The organism is Dysgonomonas sp. UBA7630 (genome assembly GCF_002483985.1).
In the GTDB taxonomy this organism is placed as follows: domain Bacteria; phylum Bacteroidota; class Bacteroidia; order Bacteroidales; family Dysgonomonadaceae; genus Dysgonomonas.
In genome coordinates, this window is sequence record NZ_DLIY01000036.1 from 72,019 (window position 1) to 86,720 (window position 14,702).

Annotated in this window: 15 protein-coding genes and 2 pseudogenes; 12 read left to right on the forward strand and 5 right to left on the reverse strand. The window is 34.5% G+C overall.

The features are described from left to right. Window positions 1-222: 222 nt before the first annotated feature. The 5 genes from B3P17_RS14480 to B3P17_RS14500 form a co-directional block, all read right to left on the reverse strand. Window positions 223-648: a DUF3788 family protein gene (locus B3P17_RS14480; RefSeq protein ID WP_252637521.1), complete on the reverse strand. Its 426-nt coding sequence runs from the start codon at window positions 646-648 to the stop codon at window positions 223-225. Window positions 649-660: 12 nt separating this feature from the next. Beyond that, the gene (locus B3P17_RS14485) at window positions 661-1,137 is read right to left on the reverse strand and encodes a YdeI/OmpD-associated family protein (RefSeq protein WP_252637519.1); all 477 of its coding nucleotides are present in this window, start codon (window positions 1,135-1,137) and stop codon (window positions 661-663) included. Between the two features lie 83 nt (window positions 1,138-1,220). Beyond that, the gene (locus B3P17_RS14490; protein ID WP_252637517.1) at window positions 1,221-1,694 is read right to left on the reverse strand and encodes an AraC family transcriptional regulator; all 474 of its coding nucleotides are present in this window, start codon (window positions 1,692-1,694) and stop codon (window positions 1,221-1,223) included. Next, the gene (locus tag B3P17_RS14495; RefSeq protein WP_252637515.1) at window positions 1,691-2,632 is read right to left on the reverse strand and encodes a helix-turn-helix transcriptional regulator; all 942 of its coding nucleotides are present in this window, start codon (window positions 2,630-2,632) and stop codon (window positions 1,691-1,693) included. The genes B3P17_RS14490 and B3P17_RS14495 overlap by 4 nt, the downstream gene beginning before the upstream one ends. A 9-nt stretch (window positions 2,633-2,641) precedes the next feature. Next, window positions 2,642-3,046: a VOC family protein gene (locus B3P17_RS14500; protein WP_252637513.1), complete on the reverse strand. Its 405-nt coding sequence runs from the start codon at window positions 3,044-3,046 to the stop codon at window positions 2,642-2,644. Between the two features lie 326 nt (window positions 3,047-3,372). Here B3P17_RS14500 and B3P17_RS14505 point away from each other — a divergent pair, with 326 nt between their 5' ends. The 12 genes and pseudogenes from B3P17_RS14505 to B3P17_RS14560 all read left to right on the forward strand — a co-directional run bounded on the left by B3P17_RS14505 (window position 3,373) and on the right by B3P17_RS14560 (window position 14,469). Then, a complete protein-coding gene (locus B3P17_RS14505; RefSeq protein WP_291106021.1) occupies window positions 3,373-3,654 on the forward strand; it encodes a hypothetical protein in 282 nt (93 codons plus the stop codon). Between the two features lie 175 nt (window positions 3,655-3,829). Then, a pseudogene (locus tag B3P17_RS14510) lies at window positions 3,830-4,151 on the forward strand (RNA ligase family protein); the annotation flags it as partial. A gap of 169 nt (window positions 4,152-4,320) precedes the next feature. After that, on the forward strand, window positions 4,321-4,863 hold the full coding sequence (locus B3P17_RS14515) for a GNAT family N-acetyltransferase (RefSeq protein ID WP_252637510.1): 543 nt from the start codon (window positions 4,321-4,323) through the stop codon (window positions 4,861-4,863). Window positions 4,864-4,889: 26 nt separating this feature from the next. Next, window positions 4,890-5,621, forward strand: a complete 732-nt coding sequence (locus B3P17_RS14520) for a DNA alkylation repair protein (RefSeq protein WP_252637508.1) — start codon at window positions 4,890-4,892, stop codon at window positions 5,619-5,621. Window positions 5,622-5,649: 28 nt separating this feature from the next. Beyond that, a pseudogene (locus tag B3P17_RS14525) lies at window positions 5,650-6,502 on the forward strand (GNAT family N-acetyltransferase). An 89-nt stretch (window positions 6,503-6,591) separates the two neighbouring features. Further along, the gene (locus B3P17_RS14530) at window positions 6,592-7,386 is read left to right on the forward strand and encodes a helix-turn-helix domain-containing protein (protein WP_291106024.1); all 795 of its coding nucleotides are present in this window, start codon (window positions 6,592-6,594) and stop codon (window positions 7,384-7,386) included. A 90-nt stretch (window positions 7,387-7,476) separates the two neighbouring features. Further along, on the forward strand, window positions 7,477-7,845 hold the full coding sequence (locus B3P17_RS14535) for a VOC family protein (protein WP_252637505.1): 369 nt from the start codon (window positions 7,477-7,479) through the stop codon (window positions 7,843-7,845). A 1,064-nt stretch (window positions 7,846-8,909) separates the two neighbouring features. After that, window positions 8,910-9,452: a hypothetical protein gene (locus B3P17_RS14540; protein WP_291106026.1), complete on the forward strand. Its 543-nt coding sequence runs from the start codon at window positions 8,910-8,912 to the stop codon at window positions 9,450-9,452. A 5-nt stretch (window positions 9,453-9,457) separates the two neighbouring features. Continuing rightward, window positions 9,458-10,675: a quaternary amine ABC transporter ATP-binding protein gene (locus B3P17_RS14545; RefSeq protein ID WP_252637503.1), complete on the forward strand. Its 1,218-nt coding sequence runs from the start codon at window positions 9,458-9,460 to the stop codon at window positions 10,673-10,675. Between the two features lie 2 nt (window positions 10,676-10,677). Further along, window positions 10,678-11,559 (forward strand): ABC transporter permease, encoded by an 882-nt coding sequence (locus tag B3P17_RS14550; protein ID WP_252637502.1) that lies wholly within the window; start codon window positions 10,678-10,680, stop codon window positions 11,557-11,559. Next, a complete protein-coding gene (locus B3P17_RS14555; protein ID WP_252637500.1) occupies window positions 11,556-12,374 on the forward strand; it encodes a glycine betaine ABC transporter substrate-binding protein in 819 nt (272 codons plus the stop codon). The genes B3P17_RS14550 and B3P17_RS14555 overlap by 4 nt, the downstream gene beginning before the upstream one ends. Window positions 12,375-13,254: 880 nt before the next feature. Further along, window positions 13,255-14,469, forward strand: coding sequence for a tyrosine-type recombinase/integrase (locus tag B3P17_RS14560; protein ID WP_291106029.1), 1,215 nt, complete (start codon window positions 13,255-13,257; stop codon window positions 14,467-14,469). Window positions 14,470-14,702: the final 233 nt, after the last annotated feature.

The window sequence follows — 14,702 nt, forward strand, 5'->3', positions numbered from 1 at the left end:
AAACTCGAAAAATATTCAATCAAATTATTGATAATCAATTATTAATAAATAAAAAGTAGAAATGTGAAATAACATAAAATAGGTTGTTTTATTTTTCATAATCATGAGGTCCCGAGTTCAATTCTCGGTCCCGCTACAATGAAAAAGACTTACAAAGAACTGTAAGTCTTTTTTATTTATCTCAGATAATGCTTTGATTGAGAAAAGTTCTTTATAGATTCTTTATTTCAGACTTTTCTTGAACCGAACTACCGTCAATAAATCGCCAAGCTGATTCTCTTTATTTACATCAAAAATCATCGGAATTAGTTTCCTAATAGTTTTTGCTTTGGTAAATTCATCTTTGATTGTTTCCGAAATATCAAGTTCTGCAATTGCTTCAAGGTGCTTTTCCGTAAAAAAGAAGCTCGTTTTGAAAAAGCGTTCCCATATAGAAAGCCAAAAGATAGTTTTTTTCTTATACACTGCCTTACCTAGCCATGCTTTACCATCATTATAGTATCTCCATTCTAGGGTTAGAGCATATTCGTTGTTTGTAATAGTTTTAAGAAAAGACACTAATATGTTGAACCCTTCACCCAGTGCTTCTTCAAGATTCTTGTTTGATGGGAATATATCCGCATCTCTTAATAGCATTTGTGCTTCCATCGTTTATATTGGTCAATAGAATTTCTCTCCTTTTTGTATCATGTTGATAGTTTTGGCAATTCGATCTGCTTTCGTTTGTTCCCTTTTCGCAGAATTAATCCAATTTATAAATGCTTTTTTCTGCCCCTCAGTATAAATTTCAAATTTTTCAAGAACTCCATCTTCATATTCCAAACACAGAAGTAATTCCTGAGGGATTATTAAAGATGTTTTGTCTTCGTAAATAGTGATATGTACTATATCTCCCGCTTGCTTTTTTATCTTTTTCCTTATTTCAGCTCTAACAGCCAAACCCACATGTCCATTTCCAATAGGCATTAGGTGTGTATTGGAAAACGCATAATCATCTATTTTTCCCTTTACTTTTAGCATTCCAAAAGATGTTTTAGGCATGGGTATTTCAGGTATTTCAACAAAAGTCCAAGCTCCTTTACCTTCAGTTTTTAATAATAGATAGTCTTTATCTACTAAGGGTGTTTCTGTTTCCATCTTTTAAAGATAATATAAAAATAGCTGTGCTAAACATATACTACACAGCTATTCTACATATTGTAATTTTGTTGTGAAAGTGTTCATTTCACAGGAATGCGTAATTCTACTATCCATGGAGCATTGGGATCTTGAACGTCGCCGGCACAACTCAGATATAACTCATAGTGATCTCTTGAGTCACATTCATATCCTTTTTCGTTAATATCAACATATATCTTCTTCCAGGCTTCATCATATTCGGCCATTGTGACCTCTACCTGCATTACGAAATATTTGCCACCAGTTATTGTATAGCGTTTCATCCCATCTTCGGGTTCGATGCCTGAAAGATCTTCCAAACAGGCTTCCGAACGTAATTTTTCGACAGGGGTATTCATTGGATCATCATGATAAACTCCGGCCATTTTAGGAGAAGCCTCCCAAAGATTATTGGCTCCAGCCCATGCGGCTAATTTCTCAAATACGTTTCCAATACCTGAATAATCTCCTGTATGCGAAATTGCAATTGTCTTTATCGGTTCGAGATTTTTTATCTCTGTGCTATTTATTTTCATAACTCTAATTTTTCAATAATTTGTTTAATAATCTCTTTTATTTCAACGGGTTTAACAACTGTTGTTGTATCGGCGTTTGCCAACACCCATCTAGCGAGTCCTTCGAGTGAGTAAGCCATGTAGGTTTGTTCTATCCGTCCGTCGGCGAGTTCTTTCTCTTCGGTCAGTCCCATAAAATAGCATCGGTCGGCAAAATGTTTAGAGACCTCTTTACTTGTACGTAAAACAACTTCGGTCAAACATTGAGGATCATCACATCCGAGAAGCGATCCCAGAGCAGGATGAACTTTTGTATGCTTATCTTCTGTTGTTTTTATGTTGCCTATACGATCAAGCCTGAATATTCGGTAGCTTTTTCGTAAGTGACACCAAGCGGATAGATACCAGCGAGGGTATGAATAAGTTATGCCCACAGCTTCCAATGCTCTTCTGGTCTTACTTTCGTCTGCATTCGTGTAATCTACTTCTATGACCAACTTGTCGTTTATACTATTTAAGATCGTTTGCATTATATTCGGTAGACTTTCTCCTGCATTCCTGCTTTTATATACCGCTATACTGTCGTCCATATCGTGGAGATATTTCTTGTCCACAGATCGTAAAGCAGCTCGTATCTTATCCATTCCCTGGCGAAAGTAGTTGCTGTTTTGGGTATCGGTAAGTTGCTCGATAATTTTTTCGGCTGTGAGGAAAGCAATTGCTTCCTCTTTGGTAAACATGAGCGAAGGTAGCCTGTAGCCTTCTATTAAAGAATAACCAACTCCCGAATTTCCGCATATCGGCACTCCAGCTTCAGACAATGTATGCATGTCACGATATATTGTGCGCAGGCTCACGTCGAAGCGTTCTGCCATTTCAGACGCTTTAACAACGGGTCGTGACTGTAATTGTATCAGTAGTGCCGATATGCGATCAAGTCGATTTAATTCTTTATTCATGTTATCATTTTACTCTATAATCAATGCCCAAAGTACGCCAAATTTATCGATAATCTCGGCATAAAGTTTGGCATAAGGTGGTTGGCTAAGTTTACATTTTATTTGCCCACCTACGTCTAATTTAGTATAAATGTCTTTCAGTTGTTCTTCTGTGTCACAGAATATAGTGAGTGTATGCCCCAAAGAACCAAAGTTAGCCTTTGTGTCTGGTAAAATATCGGCCATGCTTATAGTACAGCCATTAAAGTCAAGGTCGGAATGGATTATCTTGTCTTTGTATTCGGCAGGACTTTCCATTGCCTGATATTCTCCATAGCGAAAAATTTCTCCGACAGTACCATTAAATACTTCGGTATAAAAGTTAAGTGCTTCTTCTGCATTGCCATTAAATGACAGGTAAGGTTTGATTTTCATAATTCTGATGTTTTAAAATTTAACTACAATGCAAATGTATCACCCCATTATGACAACAGTATGTCAGCAAGTTTTTTCAATTGTAAAAAATATAAAGGTATAGTAAAGATATAGAAGAGAACACAATACTAAAAATTAGTATTTATAATCTTTTGAATTCACTAACAGTAAGTTACATGGATGATAAATGTTTCTATGGGAAATTGTATTAAAATTTACGTTTATTTACTAAATAATAGTTAATTTTGCACGATTTTAAAAAATAACCTTGGATTAAGATCCAATAATTTATAGATATAAAGTTAACTACTAAATAATAGATTCTAATGAAAAATATAAAAGTTAGTTTGTGTCACTGTTTTGTGTTAATTTTTACCGTTTTTACCTTCTTTTCATGCAGTGAAGATAACGCTCCGGAGCAAAAGGCGGATTACAATTTACTTGGCATAACCTCTGTTACTATTAATGGTAGCCGCATTCCTGTCAAAGCTGATGGAGTATTACTAGACTTAGCTGATTCTAAAGATATAGTAGGAACAGGATCCCTGAGTGAACCGTATAAAAAACATTTTGAAGTAGAATATGCTATATTGACTAAAGATTTGTAAGCGTCTTCTGTGGATATACAGAGCAAATATCCGGACGTATCTATAAATATATCTCATGTAGTTACTAGTCCATCTGTAATTACATGGATAGCTAAGATTACAAGAGAGGGTTACTCAGAATCTGTTATATATAATCTGTCTTTTTTTGATCCAAGTTTAAATAAGATGTTTTTAGAATGATTTAGGAGATATAGAGCTTTTGGGAGAAAACCTTTATGCTGTTCACTCTATTGAGTATAAACGTATCGAAGAATATTATTTATTTTTGCCGCGCGCCAGATGGATAAATGTTTTTCATGAAAAGAAGTGAATTTTTATGCATCAATGTTTGATTTTCCTAAAGTCCCCGACTTGGTGTTGTCTCTCGCAATATTGGAGAATATCCCGTTTCGGAATTCATGCATAATGTTTTCAAATACGTCCGCAAAGGTCATGTGAAAACCGATAAGCACTGGACTCGCAATCGGAAGCGGGCTAAGTTGGTATGGGAGCAGTAGCTTTACAATAAAGATGTACTTATTTCTTTTACCATGAAAGATATTAAGGATTGAAATAATGATAACTTTGTTTTTACAAATCTATTGCGGATAAATATCAGTTAAAAAAAGATATTTTGTCTTCAAAGAATAGCATAACTATCATCATCAATTGATATTAAAAGAGAAAATGACAGATTATATTTTAACGACTGATCGGCTGAGATTAAGACATTGGAAAGATTCAGATATTGAGCCGTTCGCAGCAATGAATATGGATAAGGAGGTAATGAGATTTTTTCCTAAGACTTTATCTTATTCAGAAACTCTGGATTTTATAGATAGAATTAAGTTACACTTTAAGAAACACAATTTTGGACTGTTTGTTGTTGAAGAAAAAACAACGAAAGAATTTATTGGATTTACCGGATTCTCCATCCCTGCTTTTGATTCTTATTTTACGCCTTGTGTAGAAATAGGTTGGAGATTTAGAAAGGAATTTTGGAAAAAGGGATTCGCCACTGAAGCGGCAACAGCATGCCTTAATTATGGCTTTGATGTTTTAAACTTCAATAAAGTTGTATCATTTACTTCTGTTCTAAATATTGATTCAGAAAAAGTAATGAAGCGAATCGGTATGCATCTTGAAGGGTATTTTGATCATCCCAAAATAGAAAAACAAAACCCTTTGTGCAAGCATGTTCTTTACGAAATTAAAAGACCAAATAACTAGTATCGTTTATTCCTTATCATTAAAAAATGGATAATATAGTAGAAAAGGTTCGTCAGTCATTGATAATGTGTATTGATGAAAGTACACTTAATACTAGCTCTCGATTTTTCAAAGAGGGGGAAGCAGCTAAAGTACATGGTGTGCGAATGGGGGACGTCAGCAAAATAGCTAAAGAGATCCTTAAACAGATGAAGGGGTTTTCTAAACAGGAGATATTCGACTTATGCGAAGAGCTGTGGAAGTCCGGCTACTTGGAAGAATCGGTTGTTGCTTGTGTTTGGGCAGAATCATTACATAAACAATATGAATCTGCTGATTTTAAGATTTTCGAATATTGGGTGCACAATTACGTGACCAACTGGGTTGATTGTGATACCCTCTGTAACCATACTATCGGTACATTCGTAATGATGTATCCCGAATATATATCAGAGCTGAAAAAGTGGGCAAAATCTTCTAACCGCTGGGTAAAGCGGGCAGCAGCCGTTACATTGATTATTCCTGCCCGTAAAGGTCTGTTTCTAGATGATGTTTTTGAGATTGCAGATATATTACTCTTAGATAAAGATGATCTGGTACAAAAGGGATATGGCTGGATGTTGAAAGCAGCGAGCGAAACACAGAAAAAAAGTGATACCTATCAGAAAAGAGTGTTTGATTATGTGATGAAACATAAATCAGTAATGCCTCGTACAGCCTTGCGGTACGCTATAGAAAAAATGCCGGCAAATATGAAAGCAGAAGCTATGAAAAAGTGAAAATGATATTAAGTGAGATATGAAAGAAATGAAAGTAAAGTCATTGAAAGATATACACTTCGGCGTAATATATGAAGCATTTGATCAAGCTTTTGCTAACTATGAAGTACAAATCAATAAGGTACAACTCCAAACTATGCTTAAAAGACGAGGATTTGATCCTGGATTATCGTTCGCTGCATTTGATGGAGATAAAATAGTTGNNATTTACTTTAAATGGAATTGGAGACTTCAACGGAATACGCACAGCATACGATACGGGAACAGGAACTCTGAAAGAATATCGAGGACAAGGTTTAGCTACTCAGGTCTTTGAATATTCTATACCATTCTTACGAGAAGCCGGGATTAACCAATATCTGTTGGAAGTGTTGCAGCACAATACGAAAGCTGTTTCCGTATACAGAAATCTTGGATTTGAAGTAACTCGTGAATTCTATTATTCGATGCAAACAAATGAGCATATAAGCAATCTCATAAAAGAATCTGATACTTTATATTCTGTTAAACAGATAAGTACCGATCAATTGGATTTGTTTACTGAATTTTGGGATTTTACTCCTTCGTGGCAGAATAGTTTTGAATCTATACAGCGGGCTGTTGATGATTTTATTTGTTTGGGAGTATTTGTCGATGGACGAATAGTCGGATACTGTGTTTTCGAATCTATATCGGGAGATCTTACTCAATTAGCCGTTGACAAAAAATATAGAAGGCAGGGGATTGCATCTCTATTACTAAAAGAGATTTTAAATTTGAATAAAAATTCGATTCTGAAAATTGTGAATACAGATGTATCATGTGATTCGATTACAGATTTCATAAAAGCAAAGAATATTGAAGTGAAAGGAAAACAATTTGAAATGATCAGAAAAATTTAAAACCGACGATTTCCTTTGATAGATTCAGTTTGCTTATAAATGTCCCTTTTTTACAATTCAGCAAAGTTGAGGTTAACTATCTTTGTACGATGGACTCTTTTGAAATTGTACAGCCAAGTATTGAATTGTCGCCTTACATTAAGAACTATTGGTTCTTAAAAGCAAATGCGGCAAATCATGTGCAAGGTGTAATACCGACAGGGAATATCAATCTATTCTTTCATCGGGGCAATCCTTTATCAATTGAAGGTAAAAGTACTTTTTTGCCTCAGATGTTTATTAGTGGACAATCTACTACATATTCCAACCTCATTCAGTCAGGCATTACAGATATGGTTTGCGTTACGTTTCATGCATTTGGAGCACGCATGTTTTTCAAAGAGCCGATGTACGAATTTAAAGAACAGTCTATTGCGCTTGACTTACTCGACAATATTGAAATATTGGAGCTGGGTAAACTACTTCTGGATACATACGATAATAGAGTGTGCGTCCAAATGATTGAATCATTCTTGAAGAAGGAATATTTTGATTCCAAAGAATATAATTTGAGGCGAATGCAAGCCGCAGTAAAAGCTGTTAATATAGGGCATGTAGGAATTGAGTCCTTAGCTGGTATCAGCTGTCTAGGTTATAAGCAATTCAAACGTATCTTTACTGAATATGTAGGGTTGAATCCTAAAGAATTCTTGCGGATAATCCGTTTTCAACGAGCATTATATATTTTACAAACCAAACCTTCTACAAATCTTACAGAGCTTGCATACATCTGTGAGTTTTACGATCAATCGCATTTGATAAGTGAATTCAAACATTTTTCGGGATATACTCCGGGTGAATATCTTGCGATATGTGATCCATATTCCGACTACTTTTCTCTTTAAAAGATAGATGTCCTTTTTTTCCAAGTATAAGAGAAATGCAACTTTTAGTTTTGTATTGTCAATATTTATTCATTAAAAATCAAAAATGAAATGAAAAAGCTAGTTGCATTTTTTGAAATCCCTTCTGTAGATTTCAATAGAGCTGTAAAATTCTACGAATTATTACTGGGCATAAGTTTTAACGCTATGGACTTCGGTCATGAGAAAATGGCATTCTTTCCCGAAGAATCAGGTAGATGTCCCGGAGCTATATCTTACGCGCCGGACTTTAACCCTTCAAAAGATGGTGTTTTGATAAGTTTCTCTGTTGAAAGTATCGAAACGGCATTAGATAATATCGTGAAAAGCGGAGGGAAAAGAATTATCCCAAAAACAAAGATTGAAGCCGAAGGGGTAGGGTACTTTGCTACATTCATTGATAGTGAGGGAAATAGTATAGGTTTATACTCGGATAAATAACTGAAAATATAAATTTTTATAGGTGAGAACTGGTAAGATTTTATATTCTGCCAGTTCTGTTTATTTATAGTTTTCAACAAAATTAAAAACTACTTAAAAGTGTCCTTATCTCTCTTTGTTTTTCTGAAAAATATGCCTATTTGTACTATCAAAATGAAACTTATTTTCCGATTGTTCATGCAAATCCTTTCTGTAATTATAGTTTTTTGTTAACTTTGTCGCCAGTTAGGAGAAAATCTTCTAATAATCTAGAGTTGACTATTTAATAAAATCAAGACCGAAATTCTTTGGTATACAGTCGTATCTATGCTCTGGATTCTATTTATTAATATCGCATAATGTAGTATCGAGTCGTTTAAAATTGACTTCTAACTAATAGCGTTATGCCCCTTTGTTTTGCAAGATAGCATTTCAAAAATGATTATTTTCTTTGATTATTTCAAAGAGGGTATTCTTATGATCAATCCGTCAGATAATGAAAAGGATATTATTTATTTGCGCTATAACCATTTTTGTATCTTCTTTAAGAGCACAACAAAAAGAAGATTTTTTCAAACTCGGTGGAGCAATTCGTTTTAACACATCAGTAGAGAATTATGAAAAAAGTAATAAAGCTTTAAATACGTATATAAAACTCGATACGTGGTATTTGTCAGCCGATGCCCATAAATCAGGATTTGATTTAAGCTTTCAATACCGTTTCTATCCGGACTCTAAGGCCCACTTCTTACATCATGGTTATATCGGATACCAAATAGATCATAATCTATATATTAAAGGAGGTGTATTTCAAAAACCTTTCGGAATAGGAGATTTTGCGTCCCATTCGTGGTGGTTTCAGATTCCCTATTATATGGGATTGGAAGATACGTATAATACGGGGATAGGCTTATCATATCAATTAAGTCAATGGCATTTTGATTTTGCTTATTTCAGACAAGCAGCTCCAAAGGGTTTTATTTCGGATAATACTTTGGATAATGATGTTGGCAATGGCAGGTATTCTTATGCTGTCGTTCCTACTACANNAATCTGATCAATTCAATTTAAGAGCCCGATATAAATTGAATGAAAATATCGAGTTCGGCGTTTCCGGACAACTAGGAAGTATATATAATAAAGAGCTTAATAGTCGAAAATGGGGAATTAGTACTGCACTGCATGTAGTCGCTGATTATAATAAATGGAATTTTAAAGGAGAGTTTATCTCATATAATTATAATGCTCAGGGTAATAATAAAGAAAAACTTGACATCCTCCAGATGGCTGCTTATGGTGCAGCTTATGATGTGGCGGCGAAAGGAAATATTTATGTTCTGGGATTAGCATATATGATACCTATTAACAGAAGATTTATAAAATATATACAACCATATATAGACTATTCGATAGTAGATAAATACAAAAAAGAATATTTTAATACACAACACCTTATTCCCGGAGCACTTGTCTCTATGGGGCCCATATATACGTATGTTGATTTTGCTCTGGGTAAAAATCAACCGTGGCTGACATCTAACTTTGGAGAAGGTCTAGGTAAAGGGACTGCAAATGCCAGATGCAATAGTCGCTTTAATATAAATATAGGATATTATTTTAATCAATAATAAATATGAATAAAATAGAAATGAAGAACTTGTTTCTGATATTTGGAACAGCCAAGAAGCAAGCTCTAAGAATGCTGAAAAGCGGAAAATCAAAAAAAGAAATTCACCAAAGAACAAAGTGTACAATTGCAGTGAATAATGTAAGTCTTTCGATTAAAGAAGGTGAAATATTTGTTGTAATGGGTTTGTCGGGCAGTGGGAAATCGTCCTTGCTCAGGTGCTTTAATATGTTGAATGTGCCTACATCAGGTAGCATTTCTATCGATGGAGAAGATATAACAAAAATGAATAAATCTAAGTTGTTGAATCTTCGCAGAAAAAAAGTAGGAATGGTGTTTCAGAATTTTGGACTTTTGCCTCATAAGACAATAATAGACAATGTTGCTTTTGGTCTCGAAATTCAGAATATAAATCTGAAAGAGCGTTATGAAAAAGCAAAAGAAATAATAAAAATAGTTGGTCTGTCGGGCTATGAGAATGAATACCCTTATCAACTGAGTGGCGGAATGCAGCAGCGTGTTGGAATTGCCCGAGCCATAGCAACCGATTCTCAGATTCTTTTAATGGATGAAGCCTTTAGCGCATTAGACCCACTGATCAGATCACAAATGCAAGACGATCTGTTGGATATTCAACAAAAACTTAAAAAGACCATCATCTTTATTACACACGACCTTGATGAGGCTTTAAAGTTAGGAAACACTATTGCGATTATGAAAGATGGGGTGATTGTTCAGCAAGGTAGCCCCGAGGATATCTTGATGAATCCTGCCGATGATTATGTAAAAGCTTTTATCGGAAATGTTGATTTATCTAAAATTATAACAGCTTCTACAATAATGGAACCATTTAGAGCAAGAGTTCAGTTAGGAAAGGATGGTTTGGCATCGGCGTTGAGGTTGATGGAGCGTCACACTTTACGATTTGTGGCAGTTATAAGCGAGGATAACAAGTTTAAGGGCTATGTAAGAAAAAAAGATGTTGAACGTAAAATTGCTGCCGGAGAAAAGGGATTGGAATCTATATTGATGGATATTCCTAAAGTAATGGAAGATCACTCAGTTTCGGATATGCTCCCATTGTTTATAAATCAAAAATATCCTTTGGCTGTAGTTGACTGTAGTGAGAGGCTAATAGGCTGTATAAGATATTCTGATGTAGTAGCTATGGTTACAGGATATGACGAAGAAGCTGTTAAAGAAATAATAGAAAATGCAAGTTAAATATGAATAAACTAGATATAGGTAAGTATATAGAACGTTTTGTAGATTGGTTGTCAGATACAGCAGCACCGCTCTTTCGTCAGATAACCATTATGATAGATAATAGCGTTGATGTGTTACAAGAATTACTCGGGTATGTTCCGTTCTACATGATTATTGCTATTGTGGCACTGATCGCTTTTATTATTAAAAAGAAATCCTTAGGAAATCATAAATCATGGCAAAACAATATAGCAACACTGATAGGATTCCCTCTCTTTTGTGTTTTAGGGCTTCTGCTTATTTACTGGATGGGCTTTTGGGAACAAACAATGGATACATTTATCTTGGTATTGGTAGCAACGCTTATTGTGTTGATGATTGGCATACCTCTAGGTATATGGTGCGCATACAATAAAAAAGCCTATGCTATAATTCGCCCATTACTAGACTTTATGCAAACAATGCCCGCTTTTGTTTATTTGATTCCGGCAATTTTATTCTTTTCGGTAGGTAATGTGCCGGGTGTTTTGGCCACGGTTATTTTTTCATTGCCTCCGGCTGTTAGGATGACAGCTCTGGGAATAAAGAGTGTACCGAAAGAGGTTGTAGAAGCTTCTGTTGCCTTTGGTTGTACAAGACGTCAGACTTTGTTCAAAGTCCAGATGCCATTAGCCATGACCACTGTTTTGGCTGGTATTAATCAGGTAATTATGTTGTCTCTATCGATGGTCGTTATAGCCTCAATGGTAGGAGCCGGAGGACTGGGCGAAAGTGTATATGCAGGTATTCAGCAGGCCGATGTTGCTTTGGGTTTCGAAGCAGGGCTTTGTATTGTAATATTAGCGATTATATTAGATAGAATGACACAGCTTTTAGGTAAAGAAAAGGAGGAACAGAAATGAATAAGATAATATACATTCTACTCTCAGTCTTATTGCTCGGTCTTACATCTTGTGAGCCTCGTCATAAACAAGATGTACTGATATTATACCCCAACTGGGCGGAGGGAATCGCTATTACATATTTGGCAAAGGTTATGTTAGAGGATAAAGGATATACGGTAACCTTAAAGCGTATAGAACCGGGTCCAATTTATACAGCTCTATCTCGTGGTGATGCCGATATATATATGGATGCATGGCTACCTCATACACAAAAAGATTATTGGGCTAAATACGGGCATAAACTAGATGTATTAGGAACTGTTTTTGACGATGGTATAACCGGGCTTGTTGTTCCTGCCTACGTTAATATAGAGTCTATAGAGGAGTTGAATGAAAATAAAGACAAGTTTGACAAGAAAATCTATGGAATTGCTTCAGGAGCAGGAATTCATGCTAATACAGAAAAAGTAATAACCGCTTATAATCTCGATTACACTCAGATTTCCTCTTCCGAAACGTCTATGATAACAGCCTTAAAAAAGGCAGAAAAGAATAAAGAGTGGATTGTAATAACAGGGTGGAAACCACATTTTATGTGGACAGAATTTGAACTCAAAAAATTGAGTGATCCAAAAAAGATATATCCCACAGATAATATTCAGGTTATATCTCGGCGCGGGTTTAAAGAAGACAAGCCCGAAATTGCTGCTTTTTTTGAGAATTTTAAATTAGATGACAAGCTATTACACGAACTGATAATTGATGTAAGTATGGATAAGAATCCTGAAATTGGAGCTAAAGTATTTTTTGAAAAATACCGGACTTTTCTGTAATAAAAACGATGGGTGGAGGAGGGTACTTTTACATATACAAATAAGAAAACTACACTATACTGCAAAATGAGTTTTCCTATTTTCAAAAACAATTAATGATCAATGGTAAATGAAAATTAATCATCCTTAACAACAATTATGTAAACGAACCGCAAAGACATGTGAGATGCTAAAAAATGAATACAAACTTACCGATAGGCCTTAAAAAGAAATCTTAAAAAGCCAAAAATAAACCATCCAGACAAAGGAATGTATTAAATTTGCGATTCGAAAAAAAGCTGTTCTGATGGCTTGTAAAAGGCCTTTTGACTTACGGTTTAATCTTAAAAAAATCAGAGATTATGTTTGATTATAAATTTAGAGATGTATAAATAAGATTGAATGAGTACCGTTTCTTCGAAATTATATTGTACCTAATGTTTTACAAATTGAAAGAGATTTCAGTTATAGAAACATCAAAAAGACTTTTATAAATGTATAGAATTATTATCGGAGTAAGCAAAGATATAGTAAGACCAGTAAGAAGAACTGCCTTCAAGAAACATAATCGCAACAGTATGCCAATCGCGAATTTAAACTATCCTTCAAATTCAATTAAAAGCTAAACTGTGAGGAGCGTTATAAAAAGAAACCAAAAGTTTTCATCCTATACATTTTGGGATGAGGAAAACAGCAATATTTCCTTTTCCAATCAATATGTAAACAGTGTCTTTTGGTAAAATATGACAAGTCTCAATTAGGTATATCGGATAGTATAGAAATATACTAAGATTCTATTATTGGGATTCAAGTCAATAGGCGGTTAATTTTCTGCCTATCCATATTTGTTGAAAGAAAACAAAGCAAAGTAATATAAATAATTAGTTTTCAATTAGTAATCATGACATCAGTAAAAGTGAAAATCAGACCTTCCATTGTCGAAAATAGGGAAGGTGCGCTCTATTATCAACTTATTCATAATCGAGTAACCAGGCAGATAAATACAGATTATAAAATCTTTCCTGGTGAGTGGAACAAACGTGGTGCAAATATTATTCTGCCTCTGTTTGATGAAAATAGAAAGAATTATCTCCTGTCTATAGAAGAAAAGATAGTATGGGATACAGAAAGGCTTGCAAATATTATAGACGTATTTAGTAAAAGAGGAGTTTCTTATACCGTAGATGAAGTTGTCTCAAGTTTTGAAAAGCAGATTCGAGGGACTTCTTTTTTTGTCTTTATGCAGCAGTTGATTGTCCGACTCAAACAATTTGGTAGAATTAGAACTAGTGAGACATATAAAACTACCTTAAATAGTTTTATGCATTTTAGAAATGGAAAGGATTTATATCCTTACGACATTAATTCGGAGCTAATGACAGAGTATGAGGCTTACTTAAGATCTAATGGTGTAAGTCAGAATAGTTCATCATTTTATATGAGGATACTTCGAGCTGTGTATAATCGTAGTGTGGAGAAAGGTTTGACAGAACAGAAATATCCATTCAAATATGTATATACCGGCATTGAAAAAACCATTAAAAGAGCAGTTTCTTTTAAAGTCATTAAGCAAATCAGAGATTTGGATCTGGCTTCTTACCCAACATTGGATTATGTGCGTGATATGTTCCTATTTAGTTTCTACACAAGAGGAATGTCGTTTGTGGATATGGCTTACCTCAAGACGAAAGATCTTAGTGGAGGAGTGCTGTCTTATCGTAGAAAAAAAACAGGTCAGCAACTATTTATTAAATGGGAGCAGTGTATGCAGGATATTGTAGATAAGTATCCTCCTAATGAGTCTTCATACTTACTCCCCATTATTAAAAGTGCGGAGAAAGATGAAAGAAGTCAATACAAGAACGCGTCTTGCCTTATAAACCGTAATTTGAAAATTATTGGAAGTAAATTAGGACTATCTATTCCTTTAACGATGTATGTGGCTCGTCATTCATGGGCTAGTATAGCAAAAAGTAAGAATATTCCTGTTACGGTAATAAGTGAAGGAATGGGGCATGATTCAGAAGTAACCACACAGATCTATCTAGCAGCATTAGATACATCTATAATAGATAGGGCTAACAATATGATACTTAAATCTCTATTGTGGTATTAAAATGATTCTTAAATATGGATATCTCTTGTTAAGAGATATGTTTAATCCTGCAAAAGTATACAAAATATTGAAAACAAGAAGATAGTTCTGAAGCTTTTTTTAAGGAAATTATTTAAAATATAAAAATGTTTAGTGAAAGCTTTCTATCCGTTTGCGTATATACCTGATAAATAATCAAATACAATAAAAACATATCTCTTAGCAAGAGATGTGCATACAGCGAAATCATAACT

Coding starts and splice junctions, on each gene's coding strand:
- B3P17_RS14520 (WP_252637508.1), top strand. CDS start 4,890: ATGGATAATATAGTAGAAAAGGTTCGTCAGTCATTGATAATGTGTATT.
- B3P17_RS14485 (WP_252637519.1), bottom strand. CDS start 1,137: ATGGAAACAGAAACACCCTTAGTAGATAAAGACTATCTATTATTAAAA.
- B3P17_RS14530 (WP_291106024.1), top strand. CDS start 6,592: ATGGACTCTTTTGAAATTGTACAGCCAAGTATTGAATTGTCGCCTTAC.
- B3P17_RS14480 (WP_252637521.1), bottom strand. CDS start 648: ATGGAAGCACAAATGCTATTAAGAGATGCGGATATATTCCCATCAAAC.
- B3P17_RS14545 (WP_252637503.1), top strand. CDS start 9,458: ATGAATAAAATAGAAATGAAGAACTTGTTTCTGATATTTGGAACAGCC.
- B3P17_RS14560 (WP_291106029.1), top strand. CDS start 13,255: ATGACATCAGTAAAAGTGAAAATCAGACCTTCCATTGTCGAAAATAGG.
- B3P17_RS14505 (WP_291106021.1), top strand. CDS start 3,373: ATGAAAAATATAAAAGTTAGTTTGTGTCACTGTTTTGTGTTAATTTTT.
- B3P17_RS14490 (WP_252637517.1), bottom strand. CDS start 1,694: ATGAAAATAAATAGCACAGAGATAAAAAATCTCGAACCGATAAAGACA.
- B3P17_RS14555 (WP_252637500.1), top strand. CDS start 11,556: ATGAATAAGATAATATACATTCTACTCTCAGTCTTATTGCTCGGTCTT.
- B3P17_RS14495 (WP_252637515.1), bottom strand. CDS start 2,632: ATGAATAAAGAATTAAATCGACTTGATCGCATATCGGCACTACTGATA.
- B3P17_RS14535 (WP_252637505.1), top strand. CDS start 7,477: ATGAAAAAGCTAGTTGCATTTTTTGAAATCCCTTCTGTAGATTTCAAT.
- B3P17_RS14500 (WP_252637513.1), bottom strand. CDS start 3,046: ATGAAAATCAAACCTTACCTGTCATTTAATGGCAATGCAGAAGAAGCA.
- B3P17_RS14550 (WP_252637502.1), top strand. CDS start 10,678: ATGAATAAACTAGATATAGGTAAGTATATAGAACGTTTTGTAGATTGG.
- B3P17_RS14515 (WP_252637510.1), top strand. CDS start 4,321: ATGACAGATTATATTTTAACGACTGATCGGCTGAGATTAAGACATTGG.